The organism is Leifsonia sp. 1010 (genome assembly GCF_031455295.1).
In the GTDB taxonomy this organism is placed as follows: domain Bacteria; phylum Actinomycetota; class Actinomycetes; order Actinomycetales; family Microbacteriaceae; genus Leifsonia.
This window is the reverse complement of the sequence record NZ_JAVDSL010000002.1, coordinates 294,834-309,675: the sequence shown is the minus strand read 5'-3', so window position 1 is coordinate 309,675 and position 14,842 is coordinate 294,834. Positions and strand designations below refer to the sequence as shown.

Annotated in this window: 11 protein-coding genes; 4 read left to right on the top strand and 7 right to left on the bottom strand. The window is 70.3% G+C overall.

The genetic code is table 11. The features are described 5' to 3' along the window. Window positions 1-50 precede the first annotated feature (50 nt). On the top strand, window positions 51-2,117 hold the full coding sequence (locus J2Y42_RS12200) for an alpha-1,4-glucan--maltose-1-phosphate maltosyltransferase (protein WP_396427154.1): 2,067 nt from the start codon (window positions 51-53) through the stop codon (window positions 2,115-2,117). A gap of 30 nt (window positions 2,118-2,147) precedes the next feature. Further along, window positions 2,148-4,355: a 1,4-alpha-glucan branching protein GlgB gene (gene glgB / locus J2Y42_RS12195; protein ID WP_309858908.1), complete on the top strand. Its 2,208-nt coding sequence runs from the start codon at window positions 2,148-2,150 to the stop codon at window positions 4,353-4,355. 22 nt (window positions 4,356-4,377) lie between these two features. On the opposite strand, the gene J2Y42_RS12190 is transcribed toward glgB, so the two are convergent. The 3 genes from J2Y42_RS12190 to J2Y42_RS12180 form a co-directional block, all read right to left on the bottom strand. Next, on the bottom strand, window positions 4,378-5,163 hold the full coding sequence (locus J2Y42_RS12190; RefSeq protein WP_309859533.1) for an NAD(P)H-binding protein: 786 nt from the start codon (window positions 5,161-5,163) through the stop codon (window positions 4,378-4,380). 81 nt (window positions 5,164-5,244) lie between these two features. Continuing rightward, the gene (locus J2Y42_RS12185; RefSeq protein WP_309858905.1) at window positions 5,245-6,207 is read right to left on the bottom strand and encodes a tetratricopeptide repeat protein; all 963 of its coding nucleotides are present in this window, start codon (window positions 6,205-6,207) and stop codon (window positions 5,245-5,247) included. A gap of 170 nt (window positions 6,208-6,377) precedes the next feature. Then, on the bottom strand, window positions 6,378-8,297 hold the full coding sequence (locus J2Y42_RS12180) for a hypothetical protein (protein ID WP_309858901.1): 1,920 nt from the start codon (window positions 8,295-8,297) through the stop codon (window positions 6,378-6,380). Between the two features lie 190 nt (window positions 8,298-8,487). Between J2Y42_RS12180 and J2Y42_RS12175 the strand changes: the two genes are divergently transcribed. Then, window positions 8,488-11,322: a DivIVA domain-containing protein gene (locus tag J2Y42_RS12175; RefSeq protein WP_309858896.1), complete on the top strand. Its 2,835-nt coding sequence runs from the start codon at window positions 8,488-8,490 to the stop codon at window positions 11,320-11,322. Between the two features lie 13 nt (window positions 11,323-11,335). After that, complete coding sequence (locus tag J2Y42_RS12170; protein WP_309858893.1) at window positions 11,336-12,373, top strand: AI-2E family transporter; 1,038 nt, start codon at window positions 11,336-11,338, stop codon at window positions 12,371-12,373. A gap of 12 nt (window positions 12,374-12,385) precedes the next feature. Here the strand turns inward: J2Y42_RS12170 and J2Y42_RS12165 are convergent, their stop codons facing one another. The 4 genes from J2Y42_RS12165 to J2Y42_RS12150 all read right to left on the bottom strand — a co-directional run bounded on the left by J2Y42_RS12165 (window position 12,386) and on the right by J2Y42_RS12150 (window position 14,831). Continuing rightward, window positions 12,386-13,150, bottom strand: coding sequence for an alpha/beta hydrolase (locus tag J2Y42_RS12165; protein WP_309858890.1), 765 nt, complete (start codon window positions 13,148-13,150; stop codon window positions 12,386-12,388). Next, the gene (locus tag J2Y42_RS12160) at window positions 13,147-13,446 is read right to left on the bottom strand and encodes a hypothetical protein (protein WP_309858888.1); all 300 of its coding nucleotides are present in this window, start codon (window positions 13,444-13,446) and stop codon (window positions 13,147-13,149) included. Before J2Y42_RS12160 ends, J2Y42_RS12165 begins: the two co-directional genes overlap by 4 nt. Before the next feature lie 77 nt (window positions 13,447-13,523). Next, window positions 13,524-14,231, bottom strand: coding sequence for a lytic transglycosylase domain-containing protein (locus tag J2Y42_RS12155; RefSeq protein ID WP_396427153.1), 708 nt, complete (start codon window positions 14,229-14,231; stop codon window positions 13,524-13,526). 54 nt (window positions 14,232-14,285) lie between these two features. Then, window positions 14,286-14,831 carry a DivIVA domain-containing protein gene (locus J2Y42_RS12150; protein ID WP_309858885.1) on the bottom strand — a complete coding sequence of 182 codons (546 nt, stop codon included), beginning with the start codon at window positions 14,829-14,831 and terminating at the stop codon, window positions 14,286-14,288. Window positions 14,832-14,842 lie beyond the last annotated feature (11 nt).

Here is a 14,842-nt window from a genome sequence, read left to right as displayed (position 1 = left end):
CTGTAAACGAGCCGCATGACGGGCGGGTTAATGAGTGTACGGTCGGGTGCGTGGTGAAGAACGCAGCGACCAGGTCATCAGCCGCCGCGACAGAGGCGGCCCCCAGCGCCCCGGAACCGGGCCCGTACGAGCCCCTGCTCGGCCGTATCCCCATCCTCGAGCTCTCCCCCCAGGTGGATGAGGGCCTCTGGGCGGCGACCGCGTTCAGCGGGGAGGTCATCCCGTTCCGCGCGACCGCGTTCCGCGAGGGGCACGACAAGATCGGCGTCGACCTCATCCTGCTCGACCCCGCGGGGCAGCAGACCGAGCACCACATGCACCCGCTGACCGCCGGCACCGACCGGTGGGAGGTGGAGGTGCAGCTCGACCAGACCGGTCTCTGGCGCTACCGCGTTCAGGCGTACGCCGACGAGTATGCCACCTGGCACCACAACGCCGAGGTGAAGGTCCCGGCCGGGATCGACGTCGAGCTGATGCTGACGATGGGCCACGACCTGCTGGTCACCGCCTCCAAGGACAAGCGCCGCAGCACCGCCGAGCGGAGGCACCTCTCCGAGGCGGCCAAGGTCGTCGCGGACACCAAGCGGCCAGTGGATGAGCGCTTCGCCGCCGCCGTCGACGAGCGCATCCAGCAGGTGCTCACCGAGCGCCCGGTCGTCGGCCTTCCCACCCTCTCGGCCACACGCGCCATCCAGGTGGAGCGCACGCGCGCCGGGGTCGGCAGCTGGTACGAGTTCTTCCCGCGCTCCGAGGGCGCGAAGCAGCTGCCCGACGGCTCCTGGAAGTCGGGCACGTTCCGCACCGCGGCGAAGCGCCTCCCCGAGGTCGCGGCGATGGGCTTCGACGTCGTCTACCTGCCGCCGATCCATCCCATCGGCCGCACGTTCCGCAAGGGCCCGAACAACACGCTCGACGCCGGCGAGAACGACCCCGGCTCGCCCTGGGCGATCGGCAGCGCGGAGGGCGGCCACGACGCCATCCACCCGGATCTCGGCACCGAGAAGGACTTCGTCTTCTTCCTCGGCAAGGCGAAGCAGGCCGGCCTCGAGGTCGCCCTCGACCTCGCCCTGCAGGCGTCGCCCGACCACCCCTGGGTGACCGAGCACCCCGAGTGGTTCACGACCCTCCCCGACGGGACCATCGCATACGCCGAGAACCCGCCGAAGAAGTACCAGGACATCTACCCGATCAACTTCGACAACGACTACGAGGGGCTGCGGCAGGAGGTGCTGCGCATCGTGCGGCACTGGATGTCGCTGGGCGTCCGCATCTTCCGCGTCGACAACCCGCACACCAAGCCGCTGCACTTCTGGGAGTGGCTCATCCACACGGTCAACGCGACCGACCCGGATGTGGTGTTCCTCGCCGAGGCGTTCACCCGTCCGGCGCTGCTCCGCACCCTGGCGAAGGCCGGGTTCCAGCAGTCGTACACGTACTTCACGTGGCGCAACACGAAGGAGGAGCTGGAGGAGTTCCTCCACTCGCTCGCGCACGAGACGGCCGACTACCTGCGGCCCAACCTGTTCGTGAACACGCCCGACATCCTCACCGAGTACCTGCAGTTCGGCGGCCCCGCCGCCTTCAAGGTGCGCGCCGCCATCGCCGCGACCGCCGCTCCCACGTGGGGCGTCTACTCCGGCTACGAGCTGTACGAGAACGTCGCGCGTCCCGGCGCCGAGGAGTACATCGACAACGAGAAGTACGAGTACCGCCCGCGCGACTACGCCAAGGCGCAGGCGCAGGGCCGCTCGCTCGCGGGCTACCTGACCATGCTGAACCGGGCGCGCAGCGAGCACCCGGCGCTCCGGCAGCTGCGCAACCTGCACCTCCACTACAGCGAGGACGACAGCATCCTCGTCTACTCGAAGTATCTCGACGGGAAGTTCACCCGGACGGGAAAGCCGGATGCGGTGATCGTCGTCGCCAACGTCGACCCGCACTCGGTGCGCGAGACGATCGTGCACCTGGATGTGACCGCGCTGGGCCTGCCGCTCGGCTCCCAGTTCGAGGTGAAGGACCGCGTGACCGGCCAACGCTGGACCTGGGGCGCCGACGACTACGTGCGCCTGGACGCGTTCACCGAGCCCGTGCACATCCTGGCCGTCCGGCCGCTCTGACCGCCGACCGACAACCTGAGGAGTAGAACCATGTCCCCGATCCCCGAAGGTGCCGCCGCCGTCGACCTGCCCACTCTCGACGACACCCTGCTCGCGACCGTCGCCGCGGGCAGCCACCACGACCCGCACACCATCCTCGGTCAGCACCAGGTCGCCGCGCCGGGCGTCGCCGACCCGATCACGGTCATCCGGGCACTCCGCCCGCTCGCCACCGAGGTCTTCGCGGTGCTGCCGAACGGCGCTCACATCGAGCTGGCGCACATCGGCCACGGCATCTGGCAGGGCGTCGACATCGTCGGCCCCGGTGCGTACCTGATCGAGGCGCGTTACGAGGACGGGAGCACCTGGACCGCGGACGACCCGTACCGCTTCCTGCCGACCATCGGCCAGCTCGACCTGCACCTGATCGGCGAAGGCAGGCACGAGACGCTGTGGACGGCGCTCGGCGCGCACGTGCGCGACCTCGGCGGCGTCGTCGGGACGGCGTTCACCGTCTGGGCGCCGCACGCCCGCGCCGTCCGCGTGGTCGGCGACTTCAACGGCTGGGACGGCACCCTCCACTCCATGCGCAACATGGGCGCCTCGGGCGTGTGGGAGCTGTTCGTCCCCGGCCTCGGCGAGGGCGAGATCTACAAGTTCGACCTGCTGGCGCAGGACGGCCGCTGGGTCCGCAAGGTCGACCCGATGGCCCAGTTCGCCGAGACGCCTCCCGCGACCGCCTCCCGCATCACCGTCAGCCGCCACGAGTGGGCGGACGACGAGTGGATGCGCGGCCGCGCCGAGACGGACCCGCACGCGGGCCCGATGAGCGTCTACGAGCTGCACTTCGCGTCGTGGCGCCCCGGGCTCGGCTACCGGGAGGCGGCCGACCAGCTGATCGACTACGTCGGTGCCCTCGGGTACACCCATGTCGAGTTCCTGCCGCTCGCCGAGCATCCCTTCGGCGGGTCGTGGGGCTACCAGGTCACCGGCTACTACGCGCCGACGAGCCGGTTCGGCTCCCCCGACGACCTCAAGTACCTCATCGACCGGCTGCACCAGGCGGGCATCGGCGTCATCCTCGACTGGGTGCCCGGGCACTTCCCCAAGGACGACTGGGCGCTCGCCCGCTTCGACGGCCAGCCGCTCTACGAGCACGCCGACCCGCGCCGCGGCGAGCACAAGGACTGGGGCACCTACATCTTCGACTACGGCAACTCGCAGGTGCGCAACTTCCTGGTCGCGAATGCCCTGTACTGGCTGGAGGAGTTCCACATCGACGGCCTCCGGGTCGATGCCGTCGCCTCCATGCTGTACCTCGACTACTCGCGTGCCGAGGGCGAGTGGGTGCCGAACATCCACGGCGGCCGCGAGAACCTGGAGGCGATCGGCTTCCTGCAGGAGGTCACCGCGACCGCGTACAAGCGCAACCCCGGAACGGTCATGATCGCCGAGGAGTCGACGAGCTACCCCGGCGTGACCGCGCCGACGTCGTCCGGCGGACTCGGCTTCGGGCTGAAGTGGAACATGGGCTGGATGCACGACTCGCTGCAGTACATCCACGAGGACCCGATGTACCGCAGCTACCACCACAGCGAGATCACGTTCTCGTTCGTCTACGCCTGGAGCGAGAACTTCCTGCTGCCGATCAGCCATGATGAGGTCGTGCACGGCAAGGGCTCCCTGCTCACGAAGATGCCCGGCGACCACTGGCAGCAGCTGGCGAACGTGCGCGCGTTCCTGGCGTACATGTGGGCGCATCCCGGCAAGCAGCTGCTGTTCATGGGCCAGGAGTTCGGCCAGCCGTCGGAGTGGAGCGAGGAGCGCGGGCTCGACTGGTGGATCCTCGACCAGCCGGCGCATCAGGGCCTCTGGAACCTCGTCGCCCAGCTGAACACGCTCTACCGCGAGAACCCGCAGCTGTGGGCGCTCGACAACGAGCCGGCCGGTTTCGAGTGGATCGACGGGTCGGACGCTCAGGGGAACGTCATCGCGTTCCTCCGGAAGGACCGCGACGGCGACCCGATCGTGATGCTCTTCAACTTCTCCGGGGCGCCGCACAGCGGCTACCGTGTCGGGCTGCCGTTCGCGGGCGAGTGGGAGGAGCTGCTCAACACGGATGCGGAGGCCTACGGCGGTTCCGGGGTCGGCAACCTCGGTTCGGTGACGGCACTCGACGAGCCGTGGATGGGCCGGCAGGCGTCGGCGGTGCTCACGCTTCCGCCGCTCGGCGCCCTCTGGCTGAAGCCCCGGCGCTAGCCGGGCCTGCGGTCGGCCGCCGTCAGGTGCCGGTCTCGAGCCAGGTGCCGTAGCCGACGCCGTCGACGGCGTGCTCCGGCACCAGGTTGCGTCCGGCGCGCCACGTCGTCCCGAGCGGCCCGCCCAGCCGGACGGGCAGGATGTAGCGGCGGCTCCCGCTGGCCCGCTTGCGCTGCTCGGCGAGGTCGCGGGCCGACTCCACCCGGGGTCCGCCGATGTTGATCACGCTGTCGGGCTCCCCCGCGCCCTCGGCGACGTCGACGAGCACGCGGGCGACGTCGGTCACCGCGATGGGCTGGAACCGCACGCCGGAGGGCGACAGGATGGCGCCCAGCGGCCTCCCCCGGTCGAAGATCGCGGTGACGAAGTCGTGGAACTGCGTCGCGCGCACCACCCGGGTGTCGAGCGGCGACTCGAGGTAGGCGCGCTCCTGTGCGGCCTTCGCGCGGTAGTAGCCATACGCCGAGCGGTCGGCGCCGACGACCGAGAGCAGCACGGCACGCTGCACGCCGAAGCGGGCGGCCGTGTGCAGGAGGTTCTGCGCTCCGGTGGCGAAGACGTGGGCTGCCTGCTTGCCGACCGCGTTGCTGGCGTCGATCAGGACGTCGACGCCGTCGACCGCCTCCTCGAGCCCGTCGCCGGTCACGATGTCCGCCGTGACGTAGGTGGCGCCGAGGACGAACTGCTCGGAGTCGTCGTCCGGCACGCGGCGGGCGGCGACGACCACCTCGTGGCCGCGTTCGACGGCTTCGGCGGTCACGGCGCGGCCGGCCAGGCCGGTGCCTCCGATGACGAGCACACGGGACATGCGGGTCACTCCCTCAGCTTCGACTGCCGGAGATCGCCGGCACGACGATGGGCCGCCGTCCGCTGCCCGGTGGGGACGGGCTCAGTACAGCAGCGAGGCCAGCCTAGCCCTCGCCTTGCCGACACGAGGGTCGTCGACGCCGACGATCTCGAAATACTCGAGGATGCGCGTGCGAACGGTCTCCTTGCCGCTCGCGTCGAGCTTCGGGAAGAGCGTGAGCAGGCGGTCGAAGGCGTCGTCGATGTGGCCGCCCGAGATGTCGAGGTCGGCCACGCCGAGCTGCGCATCCACGTCGTCGGGCGCCTGGGCTCCGGCCGAACGGAGTTCGTCCGCCGTGTGCCCGCTCAGGCGCGCCAGGAGGCTCACCTGCGCGAGGCCGGCCACCGCAAGGGTGTCGCGCGGGTCCTGCGCGATCGCGGTCTTGTATGCGCGGATCGCGCCCTCGTAGTCGCCCCGCTCGATCGCGTCGTACGCCTCGGCGTGCAGCGGAGGGAGCGGCGGCTCCGGTGCAGGCTCCGCCGCCGCAGCGTCGGCGTCGGGGGCCGCTCCGCCCTCGACGGTCACGGTGTCGGTCACGCCGTTCTGCGCGGCGAGCTGCAAAAGCTGCTCGAACACGTCCGCGATCTGCGACTCCGGCAGGGCGCCGACGAAGAGCTGGACGGGTCGCCCGGCCACGAGCGCGGCGACCGCGGGCACGGACTGGGCCTGGAACGCCTGCGCCAGCTGCGGGTTGGCATCCACATCCACCTTCACCAGCACCAGACGCCCGCCGAAGCCGGCGATCACGCGGTCGAGGACGGCGGTGAACTGCTTCCACTGGTCGGACCGCTCGGTGCCGAGGTCGACGACGACCGGCACCCGCATCGACAGGTCGATGAAGTCGTTGAAGTTCGCGTCCGTGCCCTCGAAGAAGAGGCTCGGAAGGGTGATCGCACCCGCGGGCGGCTGCCCGGCCGGGGCCTCGCCTGCCGGGGGCCGGTTGACCAGGGAGCTCAGATCGACAGCTCCGCGCAGGTTGGTGGGCGGCGGCGGGACATTGCTCATTGTTCCTCCAGATGCGTGCGCGCGTCGCGTAACAGCACGAGAATCAAGGATACTCGCGTCCCCGCCGCCCCCGCGCGCCGAGCACCCTCCACTCCCCCGTCGAGTACGCAAAAACTGCACGCTCATCCGGCAGAGAGCGTGCAGTTTTCGTGTACTCGACGGTGGATGGGTCAGAGCTGCTTGGCGGAGACCATGCCCTGGGCGAAGCCGAGCAGGGTGATCTTCGAGTCGGAGCCGGCCGGCGGGACGTAGAACGCCAGCTGGTAGCCGAAGGTCGACTCGATGCCCGTCTTCGACGACGCGACGCCCGTGAAGGCTGCCGACGTGACTCCGGCGTTGACCTCGGCGCCCGCTTCGACGACCCTGAGCACCTGCGACTCCTGCAGGTCCGTCCACACGATGGCGCCGGAGTCGTTGGTGGCCATGGCCACGTCCGTCCCGCTTCCGGGCTGACTGGTGAACTCGAGCGACGCCGTGGCGGGGACTATGGACTTCTGCTTCGCCTTCCACTCCGCTCCGACCTGGGTGCGCAGGGTGTCGCCCTCGGCGCTGAACAGGTTGGCGTACTGGCTCTTGTCGCCGTTCATCAGGATGTCGCCGTACGCGGCGGCCACCTTCTGGGGCGGCAGGGCGAGCAGCTTGGAGTCGGGCGGCACGACCGCGGAGCCGATGCTCGCCGGGGCGAGGTTCGGAACCTTCGCCTTGGGCTCGAGCGACACGGCGTACTCGACCTGATAGTTGTCGCGCGGGGTCTCCTGCACCATGGTGATCGCGATCGGCGCCTGAGCAGTGCCCTTGGCGTCCTTCGGCGTCTCGATCACGGCCGCGACGGTGCGCGGCCAGGCGTCGGTGGCCTGCGGGAGCGACAGGACGATCGGGCTGGCCGGGATGGCGGGCAGCGCCGGCTCGTCGGCCTTCTTCGCGCGGATGGCGTAGTTGGCCTCGCGGAGCTGCAGGGCGGGTCCGGTGAATCGCTCCTTGGCGAGGTCGGGGCTGGCCTTCGCGTCGGCCTGCGCGGCGGACTCGGAGACGCGCTTCACGATCCGCTCCAGCTGGGGCACCGTGACGGCGGGAGGCAGCTGGTCCTTGGCGTCCGGCGCCTCGGTGGCGAGCGGCGTCGCGGTCTTGGTCGGCGTCGTCGCGGCGTCCGTACCCGTGGTGCAGCCGGTCAGCGCGAGGACTCCGGCGAGGGCTGCGGGGATGATGACGCGTGCGCGGCGGGTCGAGCGGCGGCCGCGCCGTGTGGTCTCGATCATGGCGGTGGGCTTGTACTTGGGGGCCTTGGGCAGCTTGGGCATCTTCGGTCCGCTCTTCCGGCGAGGGCCGCGCGAGCGGCGATGCGTGTAGAGGCCCCAGAGATAGAGGGCGATGCCGATGATCAGCAGGACGATGCCGCCGATGATCAGCGGGAAGGCCCACGGCGTGCTCGAGTCGACCGGCCAGGTGACGGTGACACGCGACGGCGCGGCCTTCGTGCCGTCGGAGGCGACGATGACGCTGACGTCGTCCGGGATGTTCATGCGGGTGACCTGGGCGGCCTGGCCGTCGAACTCCTCGAGCCACAGGTCGGAGCCGGCCGGGTCGGGTCCGGCGGTCGTTGCGGCGGCACCGCTCGTCGACCCGGATGCGGCCCCGGCGGACGCGGACGGAGACGGTGTGGCCGCGGGAGCCGGCGTCGCGGTCGAGCCGGATGCCGCGCCTCCGTCGTCCTTCGCGCCGCCGTCCTTCGTGCCGTCGTCCTTCGTGTCGGCCGCCTTCGGCGTAACGTTCTTCGTGGTCAGCTTGCCGGTGGAGGTGCGGTAGCCCACCTCCACGTACTTCTGATCGTCGAGCCAGGCCTTCACGTCCGCTGTACGGCCGTAAGCCACGACCTGCTTCGCGCCGTCGGGGGCGCCCGTCACGGTCAGCGTCTGCTGGCCAGGATGAGCGTTCAGCACCGAGCCGTCGACGACCACGTACCGCGGGTCGCCGGACACGGAGGTGCCGGCCTCGATGTGGGTCGGCGGAGCGAAGACGGTGCGCTGCGCGATGCCGGCCACGATCATGACCGCGGCGACGACGAACGCGACGATGGCGAGTACGAAACGCAAACAGGACTCCTCGTGTGCCGAAGTTCGGGGGCGGGCACAGTCACACGACGATACCGGACGTGCCTGAAAGGCAGCTAACCCTTGTCTGGACGCTCACGCAGCCCCCCGTGCGGGCGTAGACCCGCGAATTGTAGGATCGTCCCGGCGCGCGCGCAGCGGGTCGACCCGAATCCCCTCAGGAGTAACAACAGTGGCCACCGACGAATCCAACTTCACGCAGGTCTTCCGCGGCTACGACAAGGACGAGGTCGACAAGGCTCTGCAGGAGCTCCGGCGCGAGCTCATCAAGTCGAACACGCAGTCCGCGGAGTCGGCGAAGGAGATCAAGCGGCTGCAGGCGCGCATCGAAGACCTCAACGCGGAGATCGAGGAGGTCGGCAGCCCCACCTACTCGGGCCTCGGCACCAAGCTCGAGAACACGCTGCGCGTCGCTGAGGAGCAGTCCACCCGTCTCATCGCCCAGGCCGACATCGACGCCGAGAAGCTGCGCGCCGGCGTCGCCGCCGAGATCGAGAAGGTCAAGAAGGCTGCCGCGGCGCAGGCCGAGCGCATCCTGGCCGACGCCCAGGCCCGCGCCACCACCCTGCTGGAGGACGCGCAGATCGAGTCGGGCGAGCTGCTCGCCAAGACCCGCTCCGACAAGGAGACCCTGCTCAACGACGCCATGCGCGAGGCAGCGGCCATCCGCGGCGCCGTCGCGACGGAGGCCGCCGAGCTGCGCGCCACCAGCAAGCGCGAGGCGGCAGCCGTCCGTGCCGAGGCCGACCGCGAGGCGGCGGAGCTCAAGGCGGTCGCGTCCCGCGAGGCCGAGGCTGCGCGCGCGGAGGCGGCCGAACTCGACCGCACCATCGCCGCCCGGAAGGCGGAGCTCGAGAACGCCCTCGCCGACGACCGCGCCGCGTTCGAGCGCGAGGCCGCGCAGATCCGTCTCGACCTCGACAAGCGCGTGGCCGAGACCGCCGACCGGCTCGCGGCCGAGGAGGCCGAGACCCGCAACGCATTGGCCGCCGAGGCCGCCCAGGCACGCGCCGACCTGGCCGCCGAGGTCGAGGAGCAGCGCTCCTCCCTCGCCGCGGAGGCCGCGCAGACCCGCGCCGACCTCGAGAACGAGGACAAGACGACGCGCCTCGCTCTGGCCACGGAGGTCGAGCAGACGAAGAAGGCGCTCGCAGCGGAGGTGGCTCAGACTCAGGCCGCCCTCGCGGCCGAGGCCGAGCAGACGCGTTCGGCCCTCGACGCCGAGGTGACCGCTGCGCGGAGCGCACTGAAGGAGGAGGTCGACCGCACGAAGGCGGAGCTCGCCGACGAGGTCACCCGCACGCGTTCCGCCCTGACCGAAGAGGTCACGCGGACGAAGTCGGAGCTCGAGACCGAGGTCACCACCACCCGATCGGCGCTCGAGAACGAGGTGACCTCCACGCGCGCCGCGCTCGAGAACGAGGTCACCACGACCCGATCCACCCTCGCAGAAGAGGTCGAGCGGACCACCAAGCAGCTCGCCGACGACACCCTCCAGACCCGCACCACCCTGGAGAAGGAGACGACGGAGACGCGGGCACGGCTGGAAGCCGACCGCGCCGCGACCGCGGCCCAGCTGGCCGCCGACCGCGAGCAGACGGCCAGCGAACTGGCCGCCGAGGTCGACAGCACGCGCGCCCGCCTGGCCGCGGAGGCCGACCGTCAGCGCCGCGAGCTGGCGGCCGAGGCCGCCGAACTGCGGGCGCAGCTCGCCTCCGAAGTGGATGCCGCACGCACCTCGCTCACCGACGAGATCGCTCGCGAGCGCAGCTCCGTCGAGGCCGAGCTCACCGCCGAGCGCGCCCGCCTGGCCGCGGAGGTCGAGTCGACCACCTCCGCCCTCACCGCTGAGGTCGAGCAGACGAAGTCCGCCCTCGAGACCGAGGTCACCACGACCAAGGCCGCACTCGCCGCCGAGGTCGAGCAGACGAAGTCGGCCCTCGAGACCGAGGTCACCACCACGAAGGCCGCCCTGGCGGACGAGGTGGAGCGGACCAGGACCGAGCTCGCGGCCGAGGTCGACCAGACCACGAAGGCGCTCGCCGCCGAGGTCGAGCAGACGAAGTCGGCCCTCGAGACCGAGGTCACCACCACGAAGGCCGCACTCGCCGCCGAGGTCGAGCAGACGAAGAAGGCCCTCGCCGCCGAGACCGAGCGGACGAAGTCCGCGCTCGCGGCCGAGACGGAGGAGACACGCACCCGCCTCGCGGAGGACGTGCGCCGGACGACACTGGAGCTCGCCGACCAGCGTGAGGCGACCGCGAACGAGCTCGCCGACCAGCGCGAGCAGCAGCGGCTGGAGCTCGAGCGCGACGCGGAGCGCACCCGCGTCGCCCTTGCCGACGAGGCCCAGCAGACGAGGGTCGCCCTCGAGAAGGAGACCGCGGAAGCCCGCGCCGAGGTCGCCCGTGAGACCGCCGAGGCCCGCACGGCGCTCGAGGCCGAGATCGCCCAGCGCACGGCCGAGTTCGAGCAGGAGGCGGCGAACGCCCGCGCCGCACTCGACAACGAGCTCACGCAGCTGCGCACCTCCACCCTGGAGGAACTGGATGCGCGTACGCGCGAGATCGCGCAGGCCCGCATCGACCTGGACGTCGAGCTGAAGGCGCGCCGCGACGAGGCCGAGAAGGAGTACCTCACGCGGCACCAGGAGGCCGTCGCCCAGACGCAGAAGTACCTCGACGAGGCCAACGTGCAGCTTGCGGACGCCGTCAAGCGCACCGCCCAGGCCCGTTCCGAAGCCGAGGCGTTCGAGGCGGAGGCCCGTCGCACGGTCACCGAGGCCAGGAAGAAGGCCGAAGAGACCGCCACGCAGGTCATCCACGACGCCGAGGAGCGGGCCGCGGCTCTGCTCGAGGAGACGGAGGAGCGCACACAACGCCTCGTGGCGGACGCGGAAGAGCGCCTCGCCCAGATTAGGATTGAGCGCGAGGCTGTGGCCGGGTACTTCGAGAACCTGCGCGGCGTCCTTCAGCAGGCCGAAAGTGTGACTGCCGACCGCGACTGACCCAGGGGGACACATGAAGATCCAGAACCCGTTCCGCCTCGGCCTCATCGGCGCCCTCGGAGTCGGGCTCGGGATCCTCATCCTCAGTGCGATCACCAGCCTCGCGACGATCATCACGTACATCGGTGCCGCGCTGTTCCTGGCGCTCGGCATCGAGCCGCTGATCTCGTTCCTCGAGCGCCGCAAGTTCCCGCGCTGGCTGGCGCTGGTCGTCGCTCTCGTGGTCATCATCGGCGCCTTCATCGGCCTGATCTGGGCGATCGTCCCGGTCGCGATCAGCCAGGCCACCCAGCTCGTCCAGAACACCATCACCTGGGTGAACAACGGCGACGCCGAGAAGTGGTTCCTCAGCCTCCAGCATCAATTCCCTGGGATCGTCAACCAGCAGAACATCGACGCCGTCACTGAGTGGCTGCAGAAGAACCTGCCGGACATCACGTCGAAGGTGCTGCAGACCGGTGTCGGAATCGTGCAGGGCGTGTTCGGCGTCATCATCGTCGTCATCCTGACCATCTACTTCACGGCTTCGCTGCCCGCGATCAAACGCTCCGCATACCAGCTCGTGCCCGCCTCCCGCCGGGCCCGGTTCGCCGACCTGGGCGACCAGATCACCGACTCCGTCGGCAAGTACGTCATGGGGCAGGTCCTGCTGGCCCTCGTCAACGGCATCCTGAGCGCGATCTTCCTGACGGTGATCGGCGCGAAGTTCCCCATCCTGCTCGCGTCGATCGCGTTCTTCTTCTCGTTGATCCCGCTGGTCGGAACGATCACCGGTTCCGTCATCATCGTCGCGGTCTGCTTCCTGTCCGGAACGCCGACCGCAATCGCCGCGGCGATCTACTACCTGATCTACATGCAGGTGGAGGCGTACGTGCTCAGCCCGCGCATCATGAACCGCGCGGTCTCCGTTCCCGGCGCCCTCGTCGTCGTCGCCGCCCTCGCCGGCGGCACGCTGCTCGGCATCCTCGGAGCGCTCGTCGCGATCCCGTTCGCGGCGGCCATCCTGCTGATCGTCAAGCAGGTCGTCATCCCGCGTCAGAACGAGCTCTGACGCAACGCCCGCCTAGGAAGCGGGCGGCGGCCATTCGGTCGGCAGCGGCAGAGCACCGGGGTTGATGCGCTGCACGATCTCGGTGAGGACGCGCCGGGTCTGGTTCTCCCCCACCCAGAGGTGCTTCCCGCCCTCGACGTCCACCAGCTCGATCTGCGGCAGCGGACGGAACCGCTCGGCAGCCTCGGCCGGACGCAGGAAGTCGTCGAGCTCCGGGATGAGCGCCACGATCGGGCGATGGTCCCCCGACCACGCAGCGAGATGCTCCGGCTTCGCCCGATGCAACGGCGGAGACAGCAGGATGACCCCGTCGACGGGGAACTCGCGCCCGTACATGAGGGCGAGTTCCGTGCCGAACGACCAGCCGAGGAGCCAGGGATGCGGGAGCCCGCCCTCGGCGACGAACGCCATCGCCGCCTCGACGTCGAATCGCTCGCCGACACCGTGCTCGAAGCTGCCCTGGCTGCGACCGCGCGGCGAGGAGGTGCCGCGCGTATTGAACCGCAGCACGGCGACGTCGGCCAGCGCGGGCAACCGGGCGGCGGCCTTGCGGAGGATGTGCGAGTCCATGAAGCCGCCGGCCGTCGGGAGCGGATGGAGCGTCACGAGTGTGGCCACCGGCTCGCGGTCGACGGGGGTCGCCAGTTCGCCGACCAGCGTGAGGCCGTCGGCCGTATGCAGCTCGATGTCCTCACGACGCGCGGGCAGTTCGACCCCGCCGCGGATCTCGACGGGCTCGCCGCTCGTGCTGTGCGCGGTCACGTTCTCGGTCGTCATGCGATCCTCCAGCAGGACTCGTGCCAGTGCCGTCGTGCGGCCAGGTCGGCCGCATCCCCCAGCACACCGTCGGCGCGCCACGCGACCAAGTGGGCGACGCCCGGCGCGATGTCGCGCCCACAGCCCGGGCACCGGTAGCTCTTCTGCGCCTGCGCGGCAGAGACGGGCTGGACGTTCCACTCGACGCCGCGGCGCACCTCGGTGCGTCGCCATCCGGAGAGCAGTCGCTCCAGGCCGTCCGGCTCGTCGTCCTTCCGGCCGCCCTGACGGCCTCGGGGACGGTTGGAACGCGGCATGGGACCAGTTTAGGCGCGGAGTTCGTGGGTGCTGGTCACGGTGGACCGCGGGTCAGGGTGCTCGGCGTGAGCCGGGATCAGTACCAGCCCTGGCTCTGCCACACGCCCCAGGCGCCGCACGGCGTGCCGTAGCGGCCGGCGATGTAGCCGAGGCCCCAGTTGATCTGCACCGACGCGTCGGTCTCCCAGCCCGGCCCCATCTTGCTGCCGGGCAGCGCCTGCGGGATGCCGTACGCGCCGCTCGGATTCGACGCGTTGACGCGCCAGCCGGACTCGTGGCTCCACAGGGTGTCGAGGCAGCCCCACTGGTCGTCGCCCCAGCCGCGCGCCTGCATCATCTGGTAGCCGATGTCCTTGGCCGTGCCGGCACTCGGGATGGGCGCGGTCGGGGCCGACCCGCCGCTGGAGGACGACTTCTTGGCCGACGGCGTCGGCGTCGGGGTCGGCGTCGGAGTGGGCTTCGGTTTCTCCTTGACCGTGACCGCATCGCGCGTGATGGTCTGGCCCGCCGCATCCGGAGCCGTCAGATTCTGCGTGGGAGCGCCGTCGTAGCGCTGGGTGGTGGGGATCTCCTGTAGCGATTCCGCGTAGGCCGGCGTAGTGGTCGTGCCCGAGAACGGATCGACCACGTTCACCAGCGCGAAACCCACGGCGGCGGTGAATGCGAACCCCAGAAGGGCCGCCCGCGACCGGATGTGCGGTCGCCGGGATCGCTTGAACGCGACGCCGACCGGGTTGGCCGGAGTCAGCGGCACGATCTCTGCTGCTGCTGCTCGTCTACCCACGATCACAGAACGATAACGGAGATCGGGCTCAGATCCAAGAATCGACGCCCGCACTCAGCGAACCGCCAGCATGACGTCGGTGACACTGTCGAGCAGGAGATCGACCTGGACCTCACGGTATCCGCCGCGCTGCTCGCGGAACGTGACCGTCCGGACCTCCTCGACGCTCATCGGACGGCCGTCCTGGAAATACCGCACCAGCCGGTTCGCGAACCGGTCGACGTCGTTGCGGTTGTAGCCGAGCGTGAGGAAGCTGACGCGGTCGAACCGGTGCCCGAGCGGACGGTCGAGGCGGTTCAGGACGACCTGGGCGGTCGTGCGCGCTTCCTCGAACCACGAGGCGTCACCCTGACGGCTGCGGACAGCCTCGCGCTCGCGGGCCGCGAACGCGTCCTCCAGGCGCTCCAGCGCCGCATCGACGTGCGTGGTCGAATAGCCGCCCTTGGCCATCGAGAACGCCGCGTGACGGATGTCGGCGGCCGTCAGCGAGGGCGCATCCTCGTCGGCGTCGTACGCCCGGCGCGCCAGCTTGAGGAACTCATCCACCTGTTCGACGTCATAGCCCGGCTTGGACTTGGGGCTGCGGGGGAAGGTGCTCACTCCCCCATTCT

Coding starts and splice junctions, on each gene's coding strand:
- glgB (WP_309858908.1), top strand. CDS start 2,148: ATGTCCCCGATCCCCGAAGGTGCCGCCGCCGTCGACCTGCCCACTCTC.
- J2Y42_RS12190 (WP_309859533.1), bottom strand. CDS start 5,163: ATGTCCCGTGTGCTCGTCATCGGAGGCACCGGCCTGGCCGGCCGCGCC.
- J2Y42_RS12185 (WP_309858905.1), bottom strand. CDS start 6,207: ATGAGCAATGTCCCGCCGCCGCCCACCAACCTGCGCGGAGCTGTCGAT.
- J2Y42_RS12170 (WP_309858893.1), top strand. CDS start 11,336: ATGAAGATCCAGAACCCGTTCCGCCTCGGCCTCATCGGCGCCCTCGGA.
- J2Y42_RS12165 (WP_309858890.1), bottom strand. CDS start 13,150: ATGACGACCGAGAACGTGACCGCGCACAGCACGAGCGGCGAGCCCGTC.
- J2Y42_RS12160 (WP_309858888.1), bottom strand. CDS start 13,446: ATGCCGCGTTCCAACCGTCCCCGAGGCCGTCAGGGCGGCCGGAAGGAC.